The organism is Psychrobacter piscatorii, from assembly GCF_001444505.1.
Lineage (GTDB): Bacteria > Pseudomonadota > Gammaproteobacteria > Pseudomonadales > Moraxellaceae > Psychrobacter > Psychrobacter piscatorii_B.
The window spans coordinates 1-25,914 of the sequence record NZ_LNDJ01000081.1 but is presented as its reverse complement, the minus strand read 5'-3'; the positions used below and the strand labels follow the sequence as shown (position 1 = coordinate 25,914).

Here is a 25,914-nt window from a genome sequence, read left to right as displayed (position 1 = left end):
ACCACTTTTAATATTGATTGACTATATAAAGCCCTATATGCAATGACGGTAATTAACACAGATTGATAAACATAAATAGATAAACCAAACCTATAAAAAGGACGAAGGACAATGCCAAACTCCCTCAGTATCGCAAAAGAGCGCATTAGCCAGATAAGCGATATTGCTACCAGTTATGTACAAAAAGACAAATCGCTATTTGATCATTTTATCCATAGCTACTATGAGCCGCTGCATCAAGAAACTGCAGAGGCGATCAGTAATGCTGATTTGGCGGGCATGGCGCTACATCACTTTACATTGCTCAAAGCCTATGATTGCAGCAAACCACAACTGGCAGTATTGAATCCCTTAGCAGAAGAGCAGCACTTTCATAGCTCACACACGGTCATTCAGATCGTGGCATATGATAGACCATTTTTAGTCGATACGATCTTGATGAGCCTTGAAGCTGAAGGTATCGATGTGCACCGCACTTACAATATCATCGTAAGTGTCAAACGTGATGAGGACGGCCAGATTACTTATATTGAAGGCGCACATGAAAGTGCTACTTCTCATATGTCGTTGATTCATTGTGAAATTGCGTATCAAGATAATGAAAACTTGGAAGCATTACAACAAATGCTTATGTCTAAAATTGACACGCTTGATACCGTCGTTGGCGACTGGAAACAAATGCGTGCGCAGTTAAATGACATTAAAGCTGAACTGTCTAGCAAACCACTGCCAGAAGTATTCTACTCACAACAAGAAATCCAAGCATTTTTAGATTGGATATTAGATGACCACTTTATCTTCTTAGGTTATCGCGAGTACCGCTTAGAAGGCGGTCACGAAATCGAAGTCACCGAACCTACTAATTTGGATTTATTTGCCATTGGTAATAGCGGTCTTGGTCTATTGCGCGGTTCAGAAGAAGACAAGATATCAGAAAGCTTCAATCAACTGCCTAAAGGGCTAAAACAATTATTAACTGAGCCGCGCGTGTTGATGCTGTCTAAATCAAGCCGTGTATCTCCGATACATCGCTCGGTATATATGGACTTTTTGGGTATCCATAAGTTCGATGATAATGGTAAATTGATTGGTGAGTATCGCTTTATCGGTTTGCTGACATCACAAGCGTATCAGCTTACCGTACAGCAAATACCGCTACTACGCGAAAAGGCCAACCAGATTATGGCCATGGCAGAATTGCCACGTGATGGTCATGCTCATCATAAATTGATGCATGTGATTAATACCTTGCCACGTGATGATCTGTTCCAAGCCAGCGTCGAAGAGCTGTACCCAATTGTCTCAGGTATTAGCCAATTACAAGACAAAAAGAGCTTACGCTTATTTAGCCGTATCGACCATTACCAACGTTTTGTCTCGTGCTTGGTTTATATTCCACGTGATAAGTTCAACACTGAGCTACGCATCAAAGTACAAAACGTTCTAAAAGATGCTTATAACGGTCTGTCTTCAGGTTTTACCACTGAATTCAATGAATCTGCGCACGCCCGCGTCCATGTCCATGTGCGCACAGTGCCAGGTCAAGTGAATGACGTTAATATCGCGACACTTGAAGCCAAATTGTCAGCACTCATGCAGTCATGGGATGACAATTATCAAAAAATGCTACTCGATAATGTGGGTGAACAACAAGCCAACGCTTTGACTCGTCGCTTTTTAGACTATATTCCTGCTGCGTACCAAGAGCGTTTTGATGCTCGTACCGCAGTCGAAGATACGAAGCGTCTGGCGGGACTGACCGCAGAAAACCCAATGCTTTGGCATTTATACCAGTCGACAGGCGATGCACGTAACCAACTTCACCTAAAGCTATACGGTCGCGAGCAGCCTGTTATCCTATCAAAAGTGCTACCAATACTTGAAAACTTTGGTGTATCGGTTATCTCAGCACAGACTTATGAGTTTGATTTGCCAGAGCAGTCTATTTGGATGCAAGAGTACGAGCTGACGCTAGAGCATGTCGATACGGTCAATATGCAAGTCGTGCGTGGACAGTTCGAAGATAGCCTCAAGCAAATTTGGGCGGGCCGTGTTGAGAGCGATTCGTTCAATGAGTTGGTACTAACGACCAAGCTCGACACTTACGATGTCGTCGTATTACGTGCGCTGTCTCGCTATATGCTACAAGCTCGTGCGCCATTCTCCAGTGCTTATATTCAGCAAACTGTCGTTAAAAACAGTGATATCAGTGTGGCATTGGGCAGCTTGTTTGATGCGCGCATGAACCCTGAATATAGTGATGAGACGCGCCAAGAAAAAACAACGAAAATTCAAGAGAAAATCACCGCTGCGTTAGCAGATGTCGATAGCCTAGACGAAGATCGTATCTTGCGCTGGTACTTAGATTTGATCAATGCGATGGTACGTACCAACTTCTATCAAGTAGATAGCGACGGTCAACGCAAAGATCGTTTGTCGTTTAAGTTCTTGGCAGCAGACATTCCAAACTTGCCTAAACCAAAGCCCATGTTTGAGATATTTGTCTATTCACCGCGCGTTGAAGCGGTGCATCTACGTGGTGGCAAAGTCGCTCGTGGTGGTCTGCGCTGGTCAGATCGTATGGAAGATTTCCGTACCGAAGTACTTGGCCTTGTCAAAGCACAGATGGTAAAAAACGCAGTAATCGTTCCTGTTGGCTCTAAAGGCGGCTTTATTGTCAAAACCAAAAGCATGGCTGATGGTCGTGAAGCGTTCCAAGCAGAAGGCATTGCCTGCTATCAAACGTTCTTACGCGGTATGCTTGATGTCACAGACAACATTGTAGATGGCAACATCGTCCCGCCAGCCAACACAGTACGTCATGATGAAGATGATCCGTACTTGGTTGTCGCAGCGGACAAAGGCACAGCGACTTTCTCTGATATCGCCAACACGCTCGCAGCAGAGTACAACTTTTGGCTGGATGATGCCTTTGCTTCAGGTGGTTCAGTAGGTTATGACCATAAAGCAATGGGTATTACAGCGCGCGGTGGTTGGGAGTCGGTCAAACGTCACTTCCGTATGCGCGGTATGGATATCCAAAACCGTGATGACTTTACCGTGGTCGGTATTGGTGACATGAGTGGGGATGTATTCGGTAATGGTATGCTGCTCTCAACGCATACTAAGCTCGTTGCTGCCTTTAACCACCTGCATATCTTTATTGATCCTAATCCAGACACTGCGGCCTCATACGCTGAGCGCGCACGCTTGTTTGAGCTACCGCGCTCATCATGGGCAGATTATAACGACTCCTTAATCAGTCAAGGTGGTGGGATATTCTCACGCCAAGACAAGACTATCGCTATCAGTCCTGAGATGAAATCGCTCTTTGATATCAGTGCAGACAGCCTTGCACCGAACGATTTGATCAGTGCGTTATTACGTGCGCCTGTCGATCTCATCTGGAATGGTGGTATCGGTACGTATGTCAAAAGTGCAAATGAGACGCATGCCGATGTTGGCGATCGTGCCAATGATTCGCTACGTATCGATGGTAATGAGCTACGTGCAGCCGTCGTTGGTGAAGGTGGTAACTTAGGTCTAACCCAGCAAGGTCGTATCGAATATGCTCAAACGGGCGGACGCATATATACAGATGCCATCGATAATTCAGGCGGTGTAAACTGCTCGGATCATGAAGTCAATATCAAAATCTTACTTGGCAAAGTGGTCGAGCAAGGCGATATGACGCTGAAGCAGCGTAATGAATTGCTTGAGAGTATGACTGACACCGTAGCAGAATTGGTACTACGTCAGAACTACTTGCAACCACAAGCGATTGAGCTGAGTCATATTCGCGCCGCAGCCAATCTAAGCGATCATCAGCGCTTTATCCAAATGTTAGAGAGTGAAGGGCGCCTGGATCGTGCGATTGAGTATCTACCATCAGACGAAGAGATTACGAAGCGTCAAAAAGCAGATACCGGTCTGACCAACCCTGAGCTCGCAGTCGTCTTGGCTTATGGCAAAATGTGGGTCTATGACAATCTGTTATCATCTGATTTACCAGATGATCCGTACTTCATTAACGAGCTACGCAAATACTTCCCAGATGAGCTTGCGTCACGCTTTTTTGATGAGATGACTGAGCACCGCTTGCATCGTGAAATCATCAGCACTTACTTGACCAACAGTGTGGTCAACCGCTTAGGTATTGAAGCGCTATTCCGTCTGTTTGAAGAAACGGATCAATCACTAGCGACTATCGTGCGTGGTTATGCGATTAGCCGTGATGTATTCAACGTATCGCGCGCTTGGCAAGCATTAGAAGCACTAGATAACCAAGTTGAAGCAACACTACTGCTGAATCTTGAGCTGCGTCTACGTGATGCGCTTGAGCGCGGTGTGGTCTGGTTCATCAATGCCTTTGGTCAAAACTTGCAAGTTGCTGATATGATTAGCCGCTTTAGTGATAGTGTTGAAAAACTGACTAAGCCAAGTGGCTTTATTGAGCAGCAGTTTGCCCAATATTTGCAAGAAGACACCGAGCGTTTGATGCAAAAAGATCTGTCTGACAACGATGCTACCTTATTTGCGATGCTACCGTATCATGTCGATGCGCTTGATGCTGCATTGCTGGCTGAGCAATATGAGCGTCCTGTTGATGAGATTGCAACCCTATACTTTGAAGCCTATCAAGTGTTGCAGTTAGATTGGATGATGGACAATATTGCCAATTTACCACAGCAAGACTACTGGGATCGCCGTGCACGCCATGCGTTAGTGAACGAGTTGTCACGTAGCTTGCGCCTACTAATGGATGCGGTACTGTCTAAACCAGATGCCAAGCAAGCATTTAGTGAATGGAAAGCAAGACACGTCGATCAGCTTGCAGCAGTCACGACAGAGATGAATAAGTTAGATGAGCTGCATAGCAACGATGAAGAAGGTCAAATTGGTCTGTCAACGCTGTCAGTATTGATGAGTGAGCTGAGTGGTTTAGTCACTAAATAATCAGTTACTCATTAAGAAATAGATATCTGTAAGTTCAAAAAAACCACCGTTCTTAATGTTCGGTGGTTTTTTATTGTCTAAACAAAATCGTTTAATCGAAAGTAGAGTAGAAAGTAGCACACTGACTAGCTTAAGTTATGATGCTTTTTCGCTTACAACTTTGTGACATCCTTGACCACTAATTCGGCTAAAGCCGCCCGAGAGCTTCTCTACTTTTATTTGGGTTAAGATACGATCTTTTAGCGCCTGTACATGGGATATCACTCCGATTAACTTACCTTCTTGCTGCAAATTGGTCAACGTATCAAGCGCAATGTCTAAAGACTCTTCATCCAAGGTACCAAAACCTTCATCCAAAAATAGCGAGTCCACGCGAATATTTTGGCTGGCCATTTGTGATAGTCCTAGTGCTAGAGCAAGGCTAATAATAAAGCCTTCACCGCCTGATAGATTTTTGGTACTACGAATCTCACCGCCTTGATAATTGTCAATGACATTGAGCTCAAGCGGGCTATTGCCATCACGAGCCAGCAGGTAGCGATCACTCATTTTTTGCAGCTGAGTATTGGCGTGATTGACCATAAGATCAAAGGTTAGGCCTTGAGCAAAGGTACGATACTTTTTGCCATCAGACGAGCCAATCAATTTATGTAGCTGTTGCCACACTTGTAACTTCTCTTTTTGGGCATTGATGGCATCAATCTGTGCCTGTTGGGTGCTTTTCTTATCCTCATTGTCTTTTAGACGCTGACTGATTGCACCAATTGACTCAATGCAGCTATTAAACTTCTCTTGGACTTGCGCTTGCTGCTGGATAAGCGTTTCTTTATCGTCTGTTGTCAGCGGATTAGCTTGCTTATCTTCTAATGCTTTCTCGGTTTCTTTCAATAAGGATTGCGCTTGCTTGAGTGCATAATCAATATGTTCTTGCTGCTGTTTGAGTGCATTACGCTCATCCATAGGCAAGCGCGCCGCCAAAAATTCTGCTTCCGTATCAAAGCTGGAGGAGGCAAGTGCCGTTTGGAACTGGTTTTCTAGAACCTGCACGGTATCAGCTGCTGCTTTGATTTGCTGCGTGATCTGCTCTCGTTGGTCTTTTAGCTGCTTGAGCGTGTATTCAGCACTGTCTAGTTGTCTTTGGGCAACGGACTGATCGGTTTTCGCTTGTTCTAATGCCTCGCGCAAACGCTGCTCTTCTGCATCGGGATCTTTGTCGGCGAAGACATTGATTCTGTGTGTTTGTAGCTGCTCAAGCGCCTTTATTTTTTCAATCACGAGTTGAACCAGACTATCAAGCTCCTGTTGGTCTTTATCCAACTGGGTTTGTTTGGTATCGATCTGTATTTCTAGACCGCCTAGTTCTGTCGCTAGCTTTTGCTGATGCTCTTTATAATTATTAAGCCCATTTTTTATAGTTATAAGCGCTGCGTGCTGCTGACGCAATGTCGTGATATGCGTATGATAATCCGCCTCGTTTAGGATAACTTGGCTATCAATACTTTCCATCAGGGGATGTAAAGTTGGCTTCGAGGCGCGTATCTGCGCGATTTCGTTTGACTGAAACGTGCCAGCGGCGTATCTTTCTAAGAGCTGAATGATGTCATTTTTAAGGGTGGTTAATTCAGAGAAATTATCGTGAATGTGTTTATCTGTATTATCTATACTCACGGATGTTATTTTGATATTCGTCTCAATCCCATTAATATCGCTTGCCAGCTTATGCTGCTGTTGTGCTAATGCGCTAATGTCCTCGCGCATGGTAGCGAGCTTCTCACCAAGCCTCTGATAATTGGACAGCGTGCCTTTAAGTGATGCTTTACGTTCGGTCAATTGATGTTGAGTGCTCTTTAACACCGGTATTATATCTACATGTGTCTCAAGTTGCTGCAATGGTTGTATCATTGCCGCGATAAAAGGTGAGTAGTTTTCCTTCAGGACTAAACTCACTGACTGCTTGATATCAGCTGCCAGTTTTTGTGCTTGATCTTGTAATAGGTTTTTCTGATTTTGCTGTCGCTCAAGCTGCTGCTGTTTGGTTGCTTGACTGATACGATGTACAGATAAGGTGTTTTCCAAATCGGATATGGTGGTGTCCAGCTCTATCATTTGTTGCTGAATCTGATCTGCTTCGGTATCTGATATCAAATGCGGATGGTTTGCGCCATAAGGATGCTCAAGCGATCCGCACAGCGGGCAGGGATGACCGTCTTTTAGATCAGCAATGTGGCTTTCTAGAGTGGCTACTTTTTGTAGTAGATATAACTGTGTTTGTTTGTCTTGCCGCTTGTCTTTAGTGGATTGGATAGTGGATGCTTTATTAGTAATGATATCAGCCAGCACTACCAGATCGTCTTGTATTACTGGTAGCTCAGTGTCTATATCTTTGATCTGTACGCGAAGCTCATTGAGCTTATCTGCTTTTGACTCTATTTGTTCAAGCTGACGATCGAGGCCATCTATCTGTTCTTGTTCGCTGTGTATCTCAGATAGAGACTGTCTTTCAATTAATTCGGCTTGCTTTTGTTGTAATTCCTCGATCTGAGCTTGTAGAGCTTTTTCTTTAGCCGCTTGATCCTTTTGTAATGGATACAAGGTTCTAAGATGGCTTTGATACTGGTCTGTATTGTGTTTTTGGTTGGCCTTGCTGATATTTAAATCAGCATTGTCTTGGAGCAGTGCTTTTAAACTGGTGCAATAACTCTTAAAATTAGCAATATCGCCGTCGATGTCATTTAAGTCATTTGCACTATTAAGATTGCGCTCTGTATCTGCTAATTGGGATTTATTTTGTACTGCTTGTTGTTGATGGTGATCAATCTCTAGGCGTAAGCGCTGAGTATGGTCCGATAAAGTATTCTCCCTTTGCTGCGCTTCTTTTAAGCCCTGCGTTTGCTGCGTAATGTCGATATCTAGTCTACGCGCTTCTCTAATATTAGGTAAGGTGGATCGCAGCGCTTCATCAGCGGCTTGTACGCGAATTTTTACGGTATCTAGCAGCACGTTCGCTTGGTGTAAGTTATTCTGTGTTTGCGGCAGCGTATCGTTAATTCCTTGCTGTTCATTTTGTAAACGTTTTAGATTATTGCGGTCAGAGGCAAGCTTTCCGTATTGACTATCAATCTCCAACGCCTTATTGGCAGCGGTTAAGCGTCTAGCGTCAGGGATAAAGTCTTGCTGAGCCTGCTGAGCCTGCGCTAGATCATTTTGATAAATATTCAGTTTTTCTTTTGATTCTGTGACGCTATCTAGCCACTTTATCTTTTCGACCAAATCTTGAATTTCTCGCTGCTGCGTACTCTGGGTGCTTTGATATGACTGCAAATCGGCTCTTAATTGACCTTCTTCTTCGGTATCTAAAAGTGCCAAGCCATCTAAACCATATTGCAGTTTACTCAATATCTCTTCTTCAGTGCGTTTTTTATTATGAACATGTGTTGAAATGGTGGCATAAATATCAGTGCCTGTAATTTTTTCTAAAATATCGGCACGCTCGTCAGCTTTTGCCTTCAAAAAAGCTGAAAAACTGCCCTGAGCCAGCAATATAGAGCGAGTGAACTGCTGAAAGTCCATCCGAGTCAGTTCAATTATTTTATTTTTGGTATGTTTTAGAGTGCTCTCTAACAGCTCATCTTCTTTTGAAGAGTCATCAACGTTTATCTTAGCAATTTCATGAGTTGCGTCTTGCAGATTGCCATCTGCCTTATTATAAGCACGGCGCTGTCCCCAACGGCAGCGGTACTGCTCACCATTTAAATCAATCACGACTTCAGCGAAGCATTCCGCTGTTTGCCGCGTCATTACTTCATTGCTGCTTTTGCTGATACTGTTGATCCTTGGTGTTTCACCATAGAGTGCCAAGCAGATGGCATCCAAAATCGTGGTCTTGCCAGCGCCAGTCTGTCCTGTGATGGCAAAGATACCCTCGTCGGTAAAGGCGCTATCAGCAAAGTTAATATGCCACTCGCCTTTAAGGGAGTTGAGGTTTTTGAGTCGAAGTTCAATTAGGCGCATGAGTCAGTCTTATGATTAGTGGTCGCAGCAAAGGTAAAAATGGAACAAAAAGGGCATGGGAAATGTGAGGATTAACGGCACTATTTGGCCTGTTTGTCCTCATGTTGGAGGTCGTGCAGTATTTGACCATAAGCATTGCGGAGCGCGTCTTTTTGCGAGTCAGGGATAGCATTTAGCGTCAAGCAGCGCTCAAACACGTCCATTTCGTTTAAATCTTGCAAGGTTTCTGAGGTTTGCTGCTGATTGAGCACCTTATTATAAGTGCGGGTGTTCTTAATTTTGAGCACCTCACAAGGCAGTCCATCTACCATCGCTTGTACTTGCTCACGTAAGTCACTGACAATCTCGTCACCCGTATAGACCACCTCTAACCAAACAGAATCCGTTGGTGTGAGTGATTTTATCGTTTGTGAGATTGTGGTTAGGTCACCAGATATCTGCGCTAGCTGTTGGAACTTTGGAATGGGTAGAGAAACTACTTGCATCTGATTGTGGTCATCATGATGCAAAACTTCGTTAGAAGTAATGGAGTCGTTAGGCTTGGGTTTATGCTGTTTTTGATCGTCAGTGTTCGCTTGAAGAGCCGCTGTTGTTATCTCATGATTATCAGCTGGCGCGTCAAATCCAAATAAGTCATCCATATAGACAGTGGCTTGACTCGCTATTTTCTTAGCAGTCTTTTCTGCTGATTTTTCAACCTTAGTAACCGTATTAGATAGATGAGGTACAACACTATCAGATGTGATGTTTACTTCTATGATTTCATTATCAACATTAGCTATAGCGCCAAACTGTACCAGCAATACTTGTTTTTGCTGTTTTGCCTCCCCAAAGCCCATCGCAATGGGTGAGCCTGAGTAGCGAATACTCTCACGACCGCCAACGCGCTGTGGCACGTGCAAATGCCCAAGGGCGACATAGTCAAAACCCTCATCAAACATATCAGCGGAGATTTTACCAAGTGAGCCAACATAGAGATCGCGCACGCCGTCATCATCGGTTGTTTTGCCACCAGCGGCGAATAGATGACCTGTGGCAATGATAGGGATATGCCGTTGATGTACCTCGATTAATTTGGCCTGCTGTTCTCTAGCAATCGCTGCTACTTCATCATAGTGGGCGCGAATACCTTTGATAACATTGGCGTCTTTGCTATCCGCAGACTCGCCAGCGCTACTGCTACGTACATCACGGTCGCGCAGGTAGGGTACAGCGGCGATAATGCAATGAGGATTGTTATCATCATCACCTAAGACCAATACCTCATCTTCTAAATCATCACAAGCAGTCCCAATCACATGGACATTCAAAAATTTGAGCACATTGCTTGGCGCATCCAAAAACGTCGGTGAGTCATGATTGCCTGCGACAATGACCACATGCTGACAGCAGGAACGTGAGACCTTACCCAAAAACTCATAATATAGCGCTTGGGCTTTATTGCTGGGCGTCATGGTATCAAAGATGTCACCTGCGACAATCAATATATCTACTTGCTGTGCGCTAATGGTGTCTTTTAGCCACTGCAAAAATGCCTCAAACTCTTCATAACGCAGACGACCATAAAGCCTGCGCCCCAAGTGCCAATCGGACGTGTGCAATATTTTTAAAGGTCTAACAGAGATATATTTAGAAGCAATAGATAGGGGCATAGTTTGGCTTATCATTAAACGTCAGAACATTAATTAGGTAGCTTCCATTCTAGCAAGAATCGTTGAGATTTTCTCTGTTGCCAAAAGAAAACCCTACCAATAGATAATTGACAGGGTCGCTTTGCGGTACAGGTAATAATAAAACACAGAAGATTAATCGATGATGAGCTGCTCTAGATCGTCCCCTGAATTTGTCGCAAGATTTGCAATCATCGATAGCGCATGAGCTTGTTGATCTATGGGCTGTTTGACTGCTTCACCTCTTGAGCCTTCACGTAACCAGTTTTTAGCTATATCATCGCTGCTTTGGTTGTGCTGCTGATTTTGTAAATTGTACCAAGCCAAATCATGATGCAAGCTGACCACATCTCCCATAATAAGCAGGGCAGGCGTCGGTAACTCCGCGTCCTCTTGTTTGGCAACAATCGTTGCAAGCGTACCTGTTAGGACTTGCTGATTGGGCATACTGGCATTAGAGACAATGGCAATTGGCGTATCAGCGCTACGACCAGCGTCAACCAAGCCTTCAGTCAAGCGCGCCAGCGAATGCAGACCCATATAAAATACCACCGTCTCATCGGTGTTCAAGAAGTTTTTAAAGTTGCTATTGGGCGTGCCTGCCTTCAAGAATCCTGTCACAAAACGTACGGACTGTGAGTGGTCACGGTGAGTTAAGGGTATGCCAGCATAGCTAGCAGCGGCATTGGCAGCGGTGATCCCTGGTACGACCTGATACGGCACCCCATGAGCGCGCAGGCTTTCAATTTCTTCACCGCCACGACCAAAGATAAATGGATCGCCACCTTTTAATCGAACCACACGCCGACCTTCTTTGGCGCTATTGACCAATAACTCATTGATGCCAAGCTGCGCGACAGTATGGTTACTGCGTTTTTTACCGACAAACACTTTGTCTGCATCACGGCGGCAAAGATCCAGCACTTGTGGAGATACCAATGCGTCATAGTAGACAATATCGGCTTGCTGCATCAAACGCAGCGCTTTAAATGTCAAAAGCTCTGGGTCACCAGGGCCTGCGCCAACGATATAGACTTCGCCTACGGGGGGTGATTTTTTTTCTGACTCGTCTGATAGCGTAGGCGTTGTATTTTCCGCAGCATGGGCTTTATCATGAATAGCAGCGGCAGTACTATCTAAATCCGCTTGCAACTGAGCAGCCGCTTCGGTTTCATTACCCGCAAACATCAGCTGGCTGACTTGACCTTCAAACGCGCGCTCCCAAAATTGGCGGCGTCCCGTCAGCGTTGGTATTTTGGACTTTACCTCACTGCGAAAATCCCCTGCCAACTTGGCCAATTTACCATAGCCTTGCGGGATTAAGGTTTCAAGGCGTGCCCGTAATAGCCGTGCCAATACAGGCGCTTTACCATTTGATGAAATGCCGATGACAATAGGGTTACGATCAATAATGGCTGGAAAGATAAAATCGCACAATGGCGGCGTATCGACCACATTGACCGGGATATTTAGCTCAGTCGCATCTGCGTGAATCTCATGGTTAAGCGTTTCATCGTCAGTCGCGGCAATGATCACGCGAGCGCCTGACATATAGGATTTGTGATAGTTTTTTTCAATCAACTCGTGCTTATTGTCGCTCAGTAACTCTCGTATTTCGTGGCTGATATCAGGCGCAAGAATCATAATGCACGCACCCGCACGGCTGAGCAAGTCCGCTTTACGCAGTGCCACTTCGCCGCCGCCCACGATGAGCACTTTACGGCCTTCTAATTTAAAAAATAGCGGGAAGGTGTTCATAGTGTCACCATATATTGAATTATTTATTATAAAAGTAGAAAAGATATAAGGAATGCCGCCATTATGAGGTATCACAGACACACTCTCACCTAATGAATTGGCATTAGTATATTCATTTTTGAAATATTAATTGATATTTTTCTGGCTAATAGGAATAGTCGCGATTGTATGAGGAAGACGGCAATCGAATCGTCAAAGATATTACAGATAACAATCAAGACGCCATCTTCGTAAAAGCTGATGTGACGCAAAAGAGTGATATTCAAGCAGTGGTTGATTAAGCACTGACGACCTATAGTCAGATTGATATTTTGTATAACGGTGCTGGTATTCATGATGCTTATGACAATGCTGTTGAGCTAGAAGAAAATTTTTACGATAAATTGATGGTAATTAATGTCAAAGCGCCTTATCTGGCTTCAAAAATGGTGATTCCACATCTTATCAAGCAAGATTGCTGCACTTGCTGTGTTTTTGGCATCTGATGATTCTAGTTAATGCAAGGCGCAAATGTCTTGATGGAGGGTGGTTGGGTGCTAGGTCGCAAGTAACGTTATTAATTGCCGATATGGTCGTCAATAATATAACAAACGATTCTTACGTTTCCTCATAATAGTAAAACAAAAAAGCCCACTCAAAATGAGAGGGCTTTTTTTGTTTTTAACGAATGCTGTGAGCAATTATCAAAAATTACAGCTGAGTATGCAGACCACACTCACGGCTTTCTTCTACCTTAGTTGGATCAAAGTAGTCATGCTCGTTTGGCAAGTTGTGTTCATCTAAGTACACATCCAAATCTGCATCGGTTTTTTCAAATAATGGTGCTACTTTTAGCACGCCGTCTTTTGATAAGCTAAGTACATCAAGACCTTGGCGGAATTCTGTTTGGTCTTTACGAATCGCGTTAAACCATACGTCAGGCTTTAGCTCAGCAAGGGCGCGGCGGAATGGCTCAAGTTTCACTTGTTCAGTGAACTCGCCATGTTGCGGGTTGTCAATGCCTGGGATACCATTCATGGTTGAATCACGGTGTGCAGCGGTTTGTTTTGGGATATAAGTCACAACGTTGAGATCAAGATCACGAATCAATTTGTTGGCAAATTGATAGGTCGCATCGGTGTTATAGCCTGAATCTACCCACAATACCGTGATGTCAGGGCGCTGCTTGGCAACCAAATGCAAGATCGCTGACTCATAAGGACGGAAGTTGGTGGTGATGATTGGGTTTTTGGCTTGCGTCAATGCCCACTCAACGATTTGCTCAGGTGATTTACCTTGCAAATCTTGGTTTGCTTGGTCGATATCTAGGTTTGGGTGTAATTGGCTCATAATACATTCCTTAATAATTGTTAATATAAAAATGGTTCTTTAATATCGAGTTTAGGTTTTTGAGAACATCGGTAATGCTGAAGCATCTCGACCATCATAGCTACTGGCTAGGGCAGTGAAGGCTTGGCTAATATCAGAAATAGAGTGCAAATCATGCGCGCTTATCACAAAACTGTCGGCGCCTGCGCGTAGCAGATATGCGATTTGATCGCGGCCAAACTTGCCAGCCATACGAATCTCGCCTTGATAGCCCATTTGGCGTAAGGTTTGGGCGTAACTAAAACCACGTCCGTCCGTGAAAGCAGGGACGTGAATCACAATCAAATCTTGCTGTAATAAAAACTCTGGAATACGCGTCAGCACCTCGGTATCGCTATCGGATGTCACCCAGACACCAGTACGGCTAATATGCTCGGCTAACAATTCACGTACTTGTAATAGTAGTCCGCCTGCAATATTGCCTTTAGCATCTAATAAATCAGTAAGCGGTAAAACGACTTCGAATTTTTCTTGTTTTTGCAGCAGCTCTAGCAAAGATATATCGGTCAGGGTAATACCGTCAGGCAGCTCATTGGTGCTAAGCGCAAGCCAAGTGTCAGTATCACTGATATCGGTGCCATCGCTATTGAACACATGGTGATTAGCCATAGACCTTCTCCTTAAAAGGGGCAATACCAATACGGTCAACTAAGTCGCCAAAGCCTTCGACGTCATTGTCATTACTGACGCGCTGCTCAAGGTAGACGTCGATTATCTTTTGTATCGTTGTCGCTACGGCATCGGTTGGTACAGCCTTGCCCAATATCTTACCGAGTTTGGCGTCGTTGCTAGAGTTACCGCCGAGGCTGATTTGATACCAGTATTCGCCTTTTTTATCGACCCCAAGGATACCGATATCGCCAGTATGGTGATGGGCGCAGGCATTCATACAGCCAGACATATTGAGGCGAATCTCACCTAAGTCATAAAGGTAGTCGAGATCATTAAACTGTTTTTCGATTTGCTCAGCAATATTGTGAGTTGTGGCATTGGCAAGCGAGCAAAAATCCCAGCCTGGGCAGACGATCATATCGGTTAGGGTATTGATATTTGGACGGGCCAAATGTAGCGCCGCCAGCTGCTGCCATAGCTCGTACAAGCGGTTGGTTTGTACATCGGCAAAGACCAGGTTTTGCTGATAAGTGCCGCGCAGCTCGCCAAAGCTATGTTCATCAGCGAGGTCGGCGAGGGCGTCCATTTGCGATTCAGTAATGTCACCTGACGGTACGTAGCGTCCGTCGACCAAGCCCGCTTTTAACGAAATGACCACCGCGCGGTAGCCTGCGATTTTATGCGCCACGGTATTTTGCTGATACCAATTGGCAAAGTCTTTGTCAGCCTCTAGTTGCTGCTGCAAGTCCGACTGTACCTGTAGCGCATCAAAGCTGAGATAATCAGGCTCGGTAAAATAGCTGCTGGCCTTGTCAAAGTTGGCATCGGTCAAGGTCAACGGCCCATCTTTGATATTGGCTTCCCATTCGGCATCGACCAATTTGGCAAACGCTGGGCCGCCCATGCTATCGACCAATATCTTGATACGCGCCTTGAATTTATTGTCGCGGCGACCATGCAGATTATAGACACGCAAAATCGCATCTAAATAGCTGAGCAGATGCTGGCGCGGTAAAAATGTATTGATGGTTTTGCCAATCACTGGCGTACGTCCAAGTCCGCCCCCGACAATCACCTCAAAGCCAAGCTCGCCTGCGTCATTTTTCTTTAAATGTAGACCAATATCGTGGACTTGCGTCGCCGCGCGGTCTTTTGCCGTTCCAATCACAGCAATCTTAAATTTACGCGGTAAAAAAGCAAACTCCGGATGAAAGGTTGACCACTGACGGATAATCTCACAATAAGGACGCGGATCGGCGATCTCTTCTTTATGAATACCCGCATAAGGGTCGGTGGTGGTATTACGGATACAGTTGCCCGAGGTTTGGATAGAATGCATTTGCACCGATGCCAATTCGGCCAAAATATCTGGCACTTCTTCAAGTTTTGGCCAGTTCAGCTGCATATTGGTACGGGTGGTCATGTGCCCATAGCCTTTATCATACTTACGGGTAATCTCAGCCAATTTGCGTAGCTGATAGCTGGCAAGCAAGCCGTAAGGCACGGCAATACGGAGCATCGGTGCATAACGCTGGATATACAAGCCGTTTTGCAATCGCAGTGGCAAATACTGCTCTTCTGGCAGCTCACCTGCCAAAAATCGCTCGGTTTGGTCGCGAAATTGGGCAACTCGTTCGTCTACTAACGTCTGGTCAGCGTAATTATATTGATACATGACGTAATCTCAGTTTTGTTTTTGGTCTTAAAAGCAGCGATGGAAGCAATCTGATGTCTGTGCTCGTACAGGGTAGCCTATACCACAAATCGCAATTTAAACAATTCAGGGTCACATCATATAAGCTTCTATCTATAAACATAAATTCCTTTCAGACATATCCATATCCAAACACAGCATAAATTTTCATAACGAAAGTTAGGTAGCCTATGCTTATCAAATTTAACGCCTGATCACTAGTACGCTACTTCTTATCTATCGACGGCTTTCTTCTCAGTTTTGTATATTTAATCACTTTCGTATTTTTGCTCATCTCTTCCAACCATTCTTTCTAATAAGAGGTTTTAATAACGATATGTCTCAGACCCAGATTCAGACCCAAAGCCAAACTCAATCCCAATCAAAGCTGGTTCCGCCACATGGCAGTGCCGAGCTAAAGCCACTGTTGTTAGAAGGCGACGCACGCGAGCAAGCACTAGAGCTTGCCAGCACCTTACCAACCATTACCTTAAGCTCACGCGAGCGTGGTGATCTGATTATGTTCGGTATTGGCGGCTTTACACCATTAAATGGTTTTATGAATAAAGCTGATTGGCAAGGTGTGGTTGACAACATGCGCTTGCAAAGTGGGGATAATAAAGGCTTGTTTTGGCCCATTCCGATCACCTTGTCTGCACCAAAAGCGACGGCGGATAGTTTGAGTCAAGGCGACAAAGTGGCGTTGGTCGCACAAGATGGCGAAGTTATGGGCATCTTAACAGTAGAAGAAACCTATACCATTGATAAAGAACACGAGTGTCAGCAAGTATTTACCACCACAGATCCAGAGCATCCAGGCGTCCAGCAAGTGTTGGATCAAGATGAGGTCAATATTGCAGGTAGCGTAGAAGTACTGAGCGAGGGCGAGTTCCCAACGCGTTATCCTGGTATCTATAAAACGCCCGCGCAAACACGTCAAATCTTTGAAGAGAAAAACTGGAAGACTGTGGCGGCTTTCCAAACGCGTAACCCGATGCACCGCTCACATGAATATCTGGCCAAAATCGCAATTGAGATCTGCGATGGTGTGATGATTCATTCATTGCTCGGCGCACTAAAACCAGGTGACATTCCAGCAGAAGTGCGTCAAGAAGCCATCAAAACCTTGATTGATAATTACTTCAAACAAGACACGGTGATTCAAGCAGGTTATCCATTAGATATGCGCTATGCTGGTCCACGTGAAGCCTTATTGCACGCGTTATTCCGCCAAAACTATGGCTGTAGTCATCTGATCGTTGGTCGCGATCATGCTGGTGTGGGCGATTACTATGGCGCGTTTGATGCGCAAACCATTTTTGAACAGGTTGGCAAAGACGATCTCATCACCCAGCCGCTAAAAATTGGCTGGACGTTCTGGTGTAATGCTTGTAATGCGATGGCATCTGACAAGACTTGCCCGCATGACGCGTCTGAACACGTTAAAGTATCAGGTACCAAGCTGCGTAAAGCGCTGTCAGAAGACATGGAAGTACCAGAGAACTTTAGCCGTCCAGAAGTGCTTGAGATACTACGTAACTACTACAGTAGCATCGCTCGTGAAGAACGTGCTGAGATCAAACTCACGGGCGCCTCTGCGGTGTAAACCCTGGCATGTCAGCATAAAAAATCAGTGCTACATTCATAATAAAAAAGGTGTCAGACTTATGGTCTGGCACCTTTTTGTTTTTATCATTTCTAGCATCTCTCACCGCAGTTAGCGTGAGCTATCAAACCTCTAAATCTTCTGTCAGCTTTTGATACTCTCCCGCAAGTGAGCCACCGCCTGAGCAAAAATAATTCAGCGCATATTTATCTGGGCTATCAATCGTCAGCATATTGTCTTTAAATTGAAAAAAGACGGTGCTGTCATTTGCCTGTGCCTGAAAAATTGTACCGTGTGCCGCGTCTTGCCCCATTAATATCGCCTTACCATCAAACTGACAAGTCTGTTTTTTGATATCGCTACGTGAGCGAACTTTTATATCGATTTGTTGGTCACTCTCTGCACGCACCATGACGCCAACCCAGTCATAGCCTTGTGCGCGTTTGTCATAATCTGTAGAAGCATAATCACCAGAAATATAGTCTTTCATAACATCCACTGGAATTGAATGAACCGCTACAGCATTGTTCGCAGAACTCTTCACCGCGGGCGTCACATTATGACAACCCGTTACGGCAGCTAGGGTAGTGGCTATCAATGTTAATGCTGCAATAGAATGAAAGCGATGGGACGAAAGAGTCATAAAAAGGCCTTTGGTTAAATAAGACGGTAAAATGGATATAGCATTGGCGCTTGGGCCCTACCATATAGAATGAGGGTACAGCCTAGCTAAATTATAGCCTATTTAATAAGCCTGCCTGCAATGATTTACCTCACGTTTCCCATAATTTCCTAAAAGCACATGCTAAGTGCTTATGCCAACATCAAGACTTGATAAGCGGATTCGTCACTAAGCGTTTGCTATTTATGCTGCTAGCATAGCTTTCATCATCCGAAAACCGAAATCAACAGAGTAAAAGTCAAAAGAACCAAGCTCAAATGATTGTAAGCCCTATGATGATGGTCAAAATTTTGACAACACGCTTCTACCACCTTTATCGAGAGCATCATGCAAAAAAAATTCCAAAAATTCCGCATTGCTAGCATCCAGCCAACCAATAATAAACACATAAAAGCGCGGGTACTTACCACTAGCGGCATGCTCGCAGCAGCGATCATGATGACAGGCTGTAGTCCAACCGAAGAGGCGCAAAACAAGGCAGCAAACAACGCTAATGGTGAGACGCAGGATGTCAATATACTCAATGTCTCCTATGATGTATCTCGCGACTTTTATAAAGAATATAACGCGCTATTTAGCACTGACTATCAAAAAGCCCATCCAAACAGCAAAGTAAATATCAATCAGTCGCATGGCGGCTCTAGTAAGCAGGCGCTCTCTGTTGCCAATGGTTTGCAAGCAGATGTGGTCACCTTTAACCAAGAGAGCGATATGAATCTGTTGGTGGAAAAAGGTCTAGTCGCTTCTGATTGGCAGCAGGCACTACCTAATAATGCTGTGCCGTACACCAGCACTATGGTGCTACTGGTTCGTGCAGGTAATCCAAAAAACATTCAGGATTGGTCAGATTTAGCCCGTAACGATATCGATGTGGTCACGCCCAATCCCAAGACCAGTGGTACAGCGCGTTATGCCTTTTTGGGGGCTTACGGCTATGGCTTGCACCAATTCAAAGAAAGCAGCAGTGACAACCCAGTCCAAACCAATGACTTTATCAAAAAGCTGTTGGCAAACGTGGTCACTTATGACAATGGCGCACGTGCTGCGACGACCAGTTTTACCCAGCGCGGCCTAGGTGATGTACTCATCACCACCGAAAATGAGGCGAATTTGGCCGCTCAGCAATTTGCCATGGGTCAGGTCGATATTGTCTATCCCAGTTACTCGATTACGATTGCCAACCCAGTAGCAGTTGTCACGGCAGTGACTGATAAAGCGGGCAAGACCGAAGCGGCAAGTGTCTATCTAAAAGGATTATGGGACAAGCCTGCACAAGAGCTGATGGCAAAAATGTATATGCGTCCGAGTGATGAGCAAATACTTGCCGCCCATAAGGACACATTACCTGATATTGAAACGTTTGAGCCTGTCGCCGTGTTTGGCCCATGGGCAGAGATTATGGATACTTTCTTTATAGACGGTGGTCGTTTCGATCAGCTGGCAAGTACTAAGTAGTCGTTAATTTCTGGCTTGTAGAATGATCTGTCTTGGCCGTTATCAGTGAAACACGGACAAGATAGATAAGACGTATCCAATGTTAAAATCAGAAAACAGTTGGATATGCGTATATAATTTTCATAAATTATTGATATGATTGGCTTTGCCTGCTTGTTATTCCCTTTTGGCAATAACATACGCATATTCATCATTAAACATAATAAGATGGCGCTGTTAGCATACTTGCATTACACAACAGACATCTTTGAGGTATTTATGACAGACGTAGCTCGTTATCAACAAAAGAGTAAAACCCTTAGTGCCTTGAGCATTGCTGGCGTTGCTCTGACATTGGGTCTAGCTGGCTGTAGCAACAGTGAGACTACTGAGGCGGCAGCTGACGGTTCAGCGACGACAGAAGGGCAGAATATTGAGCTACTCAATGTCTCATACGATGTGGCACGTGACTTCTATAAAGACTACAACCCTTTGTTTGTTGAGCATTATAAAGCTGAGCATCCAGACAGCAAGATTCTAATCAAGCAGTCACATGGCGGCTCAAGCAAACAGGCATTGTCTGTGGCTAATGGTCTACAAGCCGATGTTGCCACCATGAACCAAGGCTCTGATATCGAGCTACTTGAGAAAAAAGGCTTGGTTGAGTCAGATTGGGAAAGCAAATTCCCTGACAACGCAGTGCCGTTTACCAGTACGATCGTATTTTTGGTACGTAAAGACAATCCAAAAAATATCAAAGACTGGGAAGATTTGACCAAAGACGGTGTTGAGATTGTCATGGCCAATCCAAAGGTCACAGGTAACGGTCGTTATGCATTCTTAGGCGCCTACGGTTATGGTCTACATGCTTTTAATCAAGATGAAACAAAAGCTAAAGGCTACGTCAAAGACATGCTAAAAAATGTCAAAGTCTATGAAAACGGCGGACGTGCCGCGACAACGACTTTCGTACAGCGCGGTATCGGCGATGTCTTGGTCACTTTTGAAAACGAGGCCAACCTTGCAGCGACTGATTTTGGTGCGGGTCAAGTAGATATCGTTTATCCAAAATACTCAATCAAATCAGAAAGCCCTGTGGCTGTCGTGAAGACGGTAACAGACAAAAAAGGTACCACAGACGCGGCCAAAGCGTATCTTGATTATTTATGGAGTGAGCCTGCTCAGCAACTAGCAGCCGATTTATACTTACGTCCTAGCGTTAAGAGCGTTCTTGACAAAAACAGTGACAAATTGCCACCTGTTGAGACTTTCCGCCCGAACGATGCCTTTGGCACATGGGATGAGATCATGAGCACTTACTTCAGTGATGGCGGTGTGTTTGATCAGTTGGCTGTTAATGCACCGCAGTAATCGCCTGCTACGTATATAAGAACTGCTAGTGCGCTAACCACTAAAACTGGTTGAAGCAGTTAATCGTACAGTCATTAAGCACCCCATAAAGGACATGGTCGTATGCACTATGTCCTTTATATTGTAAGCCGACCAATAATAATTTTAATAACAGTTGTGATAATAATGGTCTTACGGTGAGCACCCTCGCTAAGTACCATCAGTTAGGCAATAGGACATCACTATGAGTGCAACATCTTCTTCTGCCCGTAAACCCGCTAATAAAAAAGGGTGGTTGACACGCTTGCGTCAGCGTAACGTGCTGCCTGGGTTCGGTCTGAGCATGGGCATCACTGTCTTTAGCTTGTCGTTATTGGTAGTCTTACCGTTCGCTATGATGGCTTATACCACAACCCAGATGGGCTGGACGGGTTTTTGGGAAACCATCACTCAGCCGCAAGTCACTGCCGCAATTAAGCTCAGCTTATGGATGTCGTTTTTGGCGATGCTGACCAATATGGTCTTTGGTACACTGGTTGCGTGGGTACTTGTCCGCTATGAGTTTTGGGGTAAGTCGTTAATTAATGCCTTGGTTGATTTGCCATTTGCACTACCAACCGCCGTTACAGGTATCTCGCTTGCGACGCTATATGCGCCTAATGGCTTGATTGGTCAATGGTTTGCCAAGTTCGATATTCAGGTCGCCTTTACGCCGATAGGTATTTGGCTGGCATTGGTTGTGGTGAGCTTTCCCTTTATCGTCCGTGCAGTACAGCCAGTACTGGCAGAGCTATCAGTTGAGTTTGAAGAAGCCGCCGCCGTATTAGGTGCCAATCGCTTAACCACTTTTCGTAAAGTGATTTTGCCAGAACTACTGCCTGCACTACTAATGGGTGCAGGTATGATGTTTGCCCGTGCTACTGGCGAGTATGGCTCCGTTATTTTTATCGCAGGTAATATTCCGATGCAGTCTGAGATTTTGCCGCTCATCATTATCAGTAAACTTGAGCAGTTCGATGTTCAAGGTGCTTCTGCGGTTGCGCTGTTTATGCTACTCATCTCATTTGTGATTTTATTGACCATCAATATCATGCAGTGGAAACTGTCGCACCGCGTAGGAGCTCGCTAATATGCAAATATCTAATAGCTACGACTACCAAAGCAACGCTGCAACCAAAGACACGCCATGGATACGCCGTACCTTTATTGTGATCGCTGTGCTGTTTATGGTCCTAATGCTGGTGGTGCCATTATTGGCTGTGTTTTATGAGGCTTTTAAAAACGGCTGGCAGTTATATCTTGCATCATTGGTTGACCCTGAGGCATTACAAGCGATCAAACTGACATTGATCACAGCGGCGATTGTTTTACCGATCAACATGGTCATGGGTATTGCGATTGCGTGGTTGGTCACACGCTATCAGTTTAAAGGTAAGCAGCTGGTCACCACCTTACTTGATTTACCATTTTCCGTATCACCTGTCGTTGCCGGTTTGATGTTTGTGCTGCTATTCGGACTGAACTCTACGATTGGTGGCTGGCTTGAAAGTATGGGTTTTCAAGTCATCTATGCGGTGCCTGGTATTATTCTGGCGACGCTATTTGTGACCTTTCCGTTTGTGGCACGTGAGCTGATACCATTGATGCAGACCCAAGGCGACTCTGAAGAGCAAGCAGCGTTGACCTTAGGCGCCACTGGCTGGCAGACCTTTTGGCATGTGACATTGCCTAATATTAAATGGGCGCTGCTGTATGGTTTGATTTTGACCAATGCACGTGCGATGGGCGAGTTTGGTGCGGTCAGTGTGGTATCTGGTCACATTCGCGGTGAGACTAATACCATGCCGCTATTGGTTGAGATTGCCTATAATGATTATAACTTTACCGCTGCATTTGCCTTATCGAGCTTACTTGCCGCACTTGCCTTAGTGACGCTATTGATTCAGCAAGTCATGACCAAAATGCAAGAGCGAAAATTTGCTAAGTCTGAACGTTTGGCGGCTGCCTCTGAGCTACCAGTGAGTGCCAATGCGACGACGTCAACGGCTGAGAGTGCTAGTAAGCTATAAGTTGTTTGGGTAAGTATTCAGGGTTGTTCAATCATATTGACACAGTCGTTAAGACATCAGTCTCAATACGACAAAAGATATTATAAGAGATACCATTATGAGCATTGAGATTCGCAACGTTAATAAAAAATTTGGTGACTTTACTGCTTTAGACAATATCAATATTACTGTGCCAACTGGCAAGCTGACGACCTTGCTAGGTCCATCAGGCTGCGGTAAGACCACATTGCTACGTATCATTGCGGGTCTGGAATATGCCGACTCTGGACAGGTACTGTTTGATGAGCTGGATGTCACCAATACGCCAGTACAGAAGCGTCATATTGGCTTTATGTTTCAGCATTACGCGTTGTTCCGTCATAAGAACATCGCAGATAACGTTGCCTTTGGATTGACGTTATTACCAAAAAATGAACGTCCCAGCAAAGCGGATATCGATAAGCGCGTGGCAGAGCTGTTAGATCTGGTACAGCTCCCACAAGTTGCCAATGCGTATCCGCACCAGCTATCAGGTGGTCAGCGTCAGCGTATTGCGCTAGCACGGGCACTTGCGGTCAAGCCAAAGCTGCTATTGCTGGATGAGCCATTTGGTGCGTTAGATGCCAAAGTACGTAAAGAGCTGCGCACTTGGCTAAAGAATATCCACCACGAGCTTGGTATCACAAGTATCATGGTGACCCATGATCAAGAAGAAGCCCGCGCCGTCTCTGACGAGATCGTCGTCATGAATCAAGGTCGAGTAGAGCAGGTAGGAACGTCAGAGGAGCTGATACACCAGCCAGCCAATGCCTTCATCAGCGACTTCTTAGATTTGGCTTAGCGGCTCAGCTTTTATCTCACTGTCATTCATAACTGATGAGCCAAAAAAAATCCTACTTAGGTAGGATTTTTTTTTGGCTTGTTGAATCATACAGAATGCAATTAACTACACTTGTCTATCTATAACATTTAAGCAAGTCTCTATTCATCTTTATCTGAATCACTTGGAGAGAGTTGATCATAAGTGATATTCAAGATGTCTTGACACCATTCTGGTAAGTCATCAGCGACTTCATACCACATCCATGTACCATCACGTACACAGCTTAAGATACCCAGTTTTTTCAAATGGTTCAAATGACGCGATATCGTTGGTTGCGGTTGATCAAGCATGTCTACCAAATCACCCACGCAACGTGCTTCTTCTTTAAAAAGAATTTGAAATATTTTTAGGCGTGTTGGATCAGATAGGACTTTGAACAAATCGATAGGTCGTATCGTAAAATTATTATCAGACATAGGAAAATTCCAATGGACTTCGTTTATAGGGGTTCAATATAATAGCAGTTATTTAGAAAATCGATTAAAAAATAAGCAAAATTACAGTTCATCGTTAATTTACTACCTTCTATAATATTCGGTTACATGGACGCTTATATCCACTTACATAAATGAGTGGTGCGAAATACAACTGTACCATCACGACCAAAAAATTTCCGAATGTTATTGAAAATGATAACAATTATCGTTATTATACTGCATGTAATCAGCGTGATGCTAAGCAAGTAGTCGCTATCAAATAGTGGTAATCAGAGGAGCCAATCCATGTACGTATGTATCTGTAATAACGTCAAAGAAAAGCAAATCCAAGCAGCCATTGCTTCTGGTGTAGATACCCTTGATGGTCTAAAAGACACTCTCGACGTTGCCACTTGCTGTGGATGCTGTGAGCCTATGGTCAATGATTACTTAGACGAACATCACGCAGCACTCGATGTCTTAGCGTATGCAGTATAACTACTTTCAGCTTAGTCGATCTTATCTCTAATCCAACCAAATATATTCAATATATTGCATCTATACTTTTATTATACATAAGGAGTAGGTAGCAGGCGTCCATATAACCTCATTGATACGCCAACATCGCTGCTATCAATATGTATCAAGTATCGTGACTGACAACTGTAGCTAATTACAATTCTCAATTAGCATCTTATTCTTAGTTCACAACATTACATGCCACATGGCGACTGTATGCTACTATATCTGTCTAAGATTGTAAGACGTTTTATTGATTTGACCCTTTACTGATCAGTTTACCGATTCCGCTGTCTTTATATGTAAAAATGTGGATATATAATGATCTGTAAAAAACAAATAGAGGAGTGTACATTATGATAGGCAGTCAAAAAGTCATTGATTATTTGAATTTCTTGTTAGGCGGCGAGCTGGCTGCACGTGACCAGTATTTTATCCACTCAGAGATGTATGCTGAATGGCATTATGGCAAACTGTATGATCGTATCCATCATGAAATGGAAGATGAGACACTACACGCACAAGCAATTATCCGTCGTATCCTGATGCTAAGTGGTACGCCAAAAATGAAGGTTGATACAATCAATATCGGCAGCACTGTCCCTGAGATGTTGCAAATTGATCTTGATTTAGAATACAAAGTACAAAAACATCTAAAAGAAGGCATTGCGCTTTGTGAAGTAGAGCACGACTATGTCACACGTGAGATGCTTGTTGAGCAGCTAAAAGATACTGAAGAAGACCATGCGCATTGGCTTGAACAACAGTTACGCTTAATTGACATGGTTGGTCTGCCTAATTATCTACAGACCCAGATGGCTGAAGTCACTCCTAATCTTGTTTGAGATCATCATAGATACGAATAAAAACTATAGTATTTAATACCCCACTCTCAACTTCGAAAGTGA

The 25,914-nt window shown here is 44.4% G+C and carries 17 protein-coding genes and 1 pseudogene; 10 read left to right on the top strand and 8 right to left on the bottom strand.

Annotated features, from left to right (window positions below; genetic code table 11):
- Positions 1-111: 111 nt before the first annotated feature.
- Entirely contained in the window at positions 112-4,956 is a 4,845-nt protein-coding gene (locus tag AS194_RS08870) for an NAD-glutamate dehydrogenase (protein WP_058025154.1), read from the top strand.
- A 135-nt stretch (positions 4,957-5,091) separates the two neighbouring features.
- On the opposite strand, the gene AS194_RS08865 is transcribed toward AS194_RS08870, so the two are convergent.
- The 3 genes from AS194_RS08865 to cysG all read right to left on the bottom strand — a co-directional run bounded on the left by AS194_RS08865 (position 5,092) and on the right by cysG (position 12,395).
- On the bottom strand, positions 5,092-8,967 hold the full coding sequence (locus tag AS194_RS08865; RefSeq protein WP_058025153.1) for an AAA family ATPase: 3,876 nt from the start codon (positions 8,965-8,967) through the stop codon (positions 5,092-5,094).
- An 80-nt stretch (positions 8,968-9,047) separates the two neighbouring features.
- The gene (locus AS194_RS08860; RefSeq protein WP_058025152.1) at positions 9,048-10,619 is read right to left on the bottom strand and encodes an exonuclease SbcCD subunit D C-terminal domain-containing protein; all 1,572 of its coding nucleotides are present in this window, start codon (positions 10,617-10,619) and stop codon (positions 9,048-9,050) included.
- 153 nt (positions 10,620-10,772) lie between these two features.
- Complete coding sequence (gene cysG, locus AS194_RS08855; RefSeq protein WP_058025151.1) at positions 10,773-12,395, bottom strand: siroheme synthase CysG; 1,623 nt, start codon at positions 12,393-12,395, stop codon at positions 10,773-10,775.
- A gap of 284 nt (positions 12,396-12,679) precedes the next feature.
- Between cysG and AS194_RS14180 the strand changes: the two genes are divergently transcribed.
- Complete coding sequence (locus AS194_RS14180) at positions 12,680-12,880, top strand: SDR family NAD(P)-dependent oxidoreductase (protein ID WP_083499649.1); 201 nt, start codon at positions 12,680-12,682, stop codon at positions 12,878-12,880.
- A gap of 205 nt (positions 12,881-13,085) precedes the next feature.
- On the opposite strand, the gene AS194_RS08850 is transcribed toward AS194_RS14180, so the two are convergent.
- The 3 genes from AS194_RS08850 to AS194_RS08840 are packed head-to-tail and all read right to left on the bottom strand — an operon-like array spanning position 13,086 to position 16,050.
- Positions 13,086-13,724 (bottom strand): phosphoadenosine phosphosulfate reductase family protein, encoded by a 639-nt coding sequence (locus tag AS194_RS08850; RefSeq protein WP_058025150.1) that lies wholly within the window; start codon positions 13,722-13,724, stop codon positions 13,086-13,088.
- A 51-nt stretch (positions 13,725-13,775) separates the two neighbouring features.
- The gene (locus AS194_RS08845; RefSeq protein WP_058025149.1) at positions 13,776-14,372 is read right to left on the bottom strand and encodes a DUF934 domain-containing protein; all 597 of its coding nucleotides are present in this window, start codon (positions 14,370-14,372) and stop codon (positions 13,776-13,778) included.
- On the bottom strand, positions 14,365-16,050 hold the full coding sequence (locus tag AS194_RS08840) for a nitrite/sulfite reductase (RefSeq protein WP_058025148.1): 1,686 nt from the start codon (positions 16,048-16,050) through the stop codon (positions 14,365-14,367). Before AS194_RS08840 ends, AS194_RS08845 begins: the two co-directional genes overlap by 8 nt.
- Before the next feature lie 355 nt (positions 16,051-16,405).
- Between AS194_RS08840 and sat the strand changes: the two genes are divergently transcribed.
- On the top strand, positions 16,406-17,674 hold the full coding sequence (gene sat / locus AS194_RS08835; RefSeq protein ID WP_152978626.1) for a sulfate adenylyltransferase: 1,269 nt from the start codon (positions 16,406-16,408) through the stop codon (positions 17,672-17,674).
- 124 nt (positions 17,675-17,798) lie between these two features.
- On the opposite strand, the gene AS194_RS08830 is transcribed toward sat, so the two are convergent.
- Positions 17,799-18,317, bottom strand: a complete 519-nt coding sequence (locus AS194_RS08830) for a hypothetical protein (RefSeq protein WP_058025147.1) — start codon at positions 18,315-18,317, stop codon at positions 17,799-17,801.
- A 366-nt stretch (positions 18,318-18,683) separates the two neighbouring features.
- Between AS194_RS08830 and AS194_RS08825 the strand changes: the two genes are divergently transcribed.
- The 5 genes and pseudogenes from AS194_RS08825 to AS194_RS08805 form a co-directional block, all read left to right on the top strand.
- Complete coding sequence (locus AS194_RS08825; RefSeq protein ID WP_058025146.1) at positions 18,684-19,811, top strand: sulfate ABC transporter substrate-binding protein; 1,128 nt, start codon at positions 18,684-18,686, stop codon at positions 19,809-19,811.
- Positions 19,812-20,069: 258 nt separating this feature from the next.
- Complete coding sequence (locus AS194_RS08820; protein WP_058025155.1) at positions 20,070-21,161, top strand: sulfate ABC transporter substrate-binding protein; 1,092 nt, start codon at positions 20,070-20,072, stop codon at positions 21,159-21,161.
- Positions 21,162-21,384: 223 nt separating this feature from the next.
- On the top strand, positions 21,385-22,269 hold the full coding sequence (gene cysT, locus AS194_RS08815; protein ID WP_058025145.1) for a sulfate ABC transporter permease subunit CysT: 885 nt from the start codon (positions 21,385-21,387) through the stop codon (positions 22,267-22,269).
- A 1-nt stretch (position 22,270) separates the two neighbouring features.
- Positions 22,271-23,209 carry a sulfate ABC transporter permease subunit CysW gene (gene cysW, locus AS194_RS08810; RefSeq protein ID WP_058025144.1) on the top strand — a complete coding sequence of 313 codons (939 nt, stop codon included), beginning with the start codon at positions 22,271-22,273 and terminating at the stop codon, positions 23,207-23,209.
- Between the two features lie 97 nt (positions 23,210-23,306).
- Positions 23,307-24,026: pseudogene (locus AS194_RS08805) on the top strand (sulfate/molybdate ABC transporter ATP-binding protein); the annotation flags it as partial.
- Positions 24,027-24,169: 143 nt separating this feature from the next.
- On the opposite strand, the gene AS194_RS08800 reads toward AS194_RS08805, so the two are convergent.
- Entirely contained in the window at positions 24,170-24,487 is a 318-nt protein-coding gene (locus AS194_RS08800; protein ID WP_058025143.1) for an ArsR/SmtB family transcription factor, read from the bottom strand.
- A 306-nt stretch (positions 24,488-24,793) separates the two neighbouring features.
- Between AS194_RS08800 and AS194_RS08795 the strand changes: the two genes are divergently transcribed.
- Positions 24,794-24,985, top strand: a complete 192-nt coding sequence (locus AS194_RS08795) for a bacterioferritin-associated ferredoxin (protein WP_058025142.1) — start codon at positions 24,794-24,796, stop codon at positions 24,983-24,985.
- A 377-nt stretch (positions 24,986-25,362) separates the two neighbouring features.
- On the top strand, positions 25,363-25,851 hold the full coding sequence (gene bfr / locus AS194_RS08790; protein WP_058025141.1) for a bacterioferritin: 489 nt from the start codon (positions 25,363-25,365) through the stop codon (positions 25,849-25,851).
- Positions 25,852-25,914: the final 63 nt, after the last annotated feature.

What these genes read in the sequence shown, in the direction of transcription:
- AS194_RS08870 (WP_058025154.1), top strand. Translation starts at nt 112, where the DNA reads ATGCCAAACTCCCTCAGTATCGCAAAAGAGCGCATTAGCCAGATAAGC.
- AS194_RS08865 (WP_058025153.1), bottom strand. Translation starts at nt 8,967, where the DNA reads ATGCGCCTAATTGAACTTCGACTCAAAAACCTCAACTCCCTTAAAGGC.
- AS194_RS08860 (WP_058025152.1), bottom strand. Translation starts at nt 10,619, where the DNA reads ATGCCCCTATCTATTGCTTCTAAATATATCTCTGTTAGACCTTTAAAA.
- cysG (WP_058025151.1), bottom strand. Translation starts at nt 12,395, where the DNA reads ATGAACACCTTCCCGCTATTTTTTAAATTAGAAGGCCGTAAAGTGCTC.
- AS194_RS08850 (WP_058025150.1), bottom strand. Translation starts at nt 13,724, where the DNA reads ATGAGCCAATTACACCCAAACCTAGATATCGACCAAGCAAACCAAGAT.
- AS194_RS08845 (WP_058025149.1), bottom strand. Translation starts at nt 14,372, where the DNA reads ATGGCTAATCACCATGTGTTCAATAGCGATGGCACCGATATCAGTGAT.
- AS194_RS08840 (WP_058025148.1), bottom strand. Translation starts at nt 16,050, where the DNA reads ATGTATCAATATAATTACGCTGACCAGACGTTAGTAGACGAACGAGTT.
- sat (WP_152978626.1), top strand. Translation starts at nt 16,406, where the DNA reads ATGTCTCAGACCCAGATTCAGACCCAAAGCCAAACTCAATCCCAATCA.
- AS194_RS08830 (WP_058025147.1), bottom strand. Translation starts at nt 18,317, where the DNA reads ATGACTCTTTCGTCCCATCGCTTTCATTCTATTGCAGCATTAACATTG.
- AS194_RS08825 (WP_058025146.1), top strand. Translation starts at nt 18,684, where the DNA reads ATGCAAAAAAAATTCCAAAAATTCCGCATTGCTAGCATCCAGCCAACC.
- AS194_RS08820 (WP_058025155.1), top strand. Translation starts at nt 20,070, where the DNA reads ATGACAGACGTAGCTCGTTATCAACAAAAGAGTAAAACCCTTAGTGCC.
- cysT (WP_058025145.1), top strand. Translation starts at nt 21,385, where the DNA reads ATGAGTGCAACATCTTCTTCTGCCCGTAAACCCGCTAATAAAAAAGGG.
- cysW (WP_058025144.1), top strand. Translation starts at nt 22,271, where the DNA reads ATGCAAATATCTAATAGCTACGACTACCAAAGCAACGCTGCAACCAAA.
- AS194_RS08800 (WP_058025143.1), bottom strand. Translation starts at nt 24,487, where the DNA reads ATGTCTGATAATAATTTTACGATACGACCTATCGATTTGTTCAAAGTC.
- AS194_RS08795 (WP_058025142.1), top strand. Translation starts at nt 24,794, where the DNA reads ATGTACGTATGTATCTGTAATAACGTCAAAGAAAAGCAAATCCAAGCA.
- bfr (WP_058025141.1), top strand. Translation starts at nt 25,363, where the DNA reads ATGATAGGCAGTCAAAAAGTCATTGATTATTTGAATTTCTTGTTAGGC.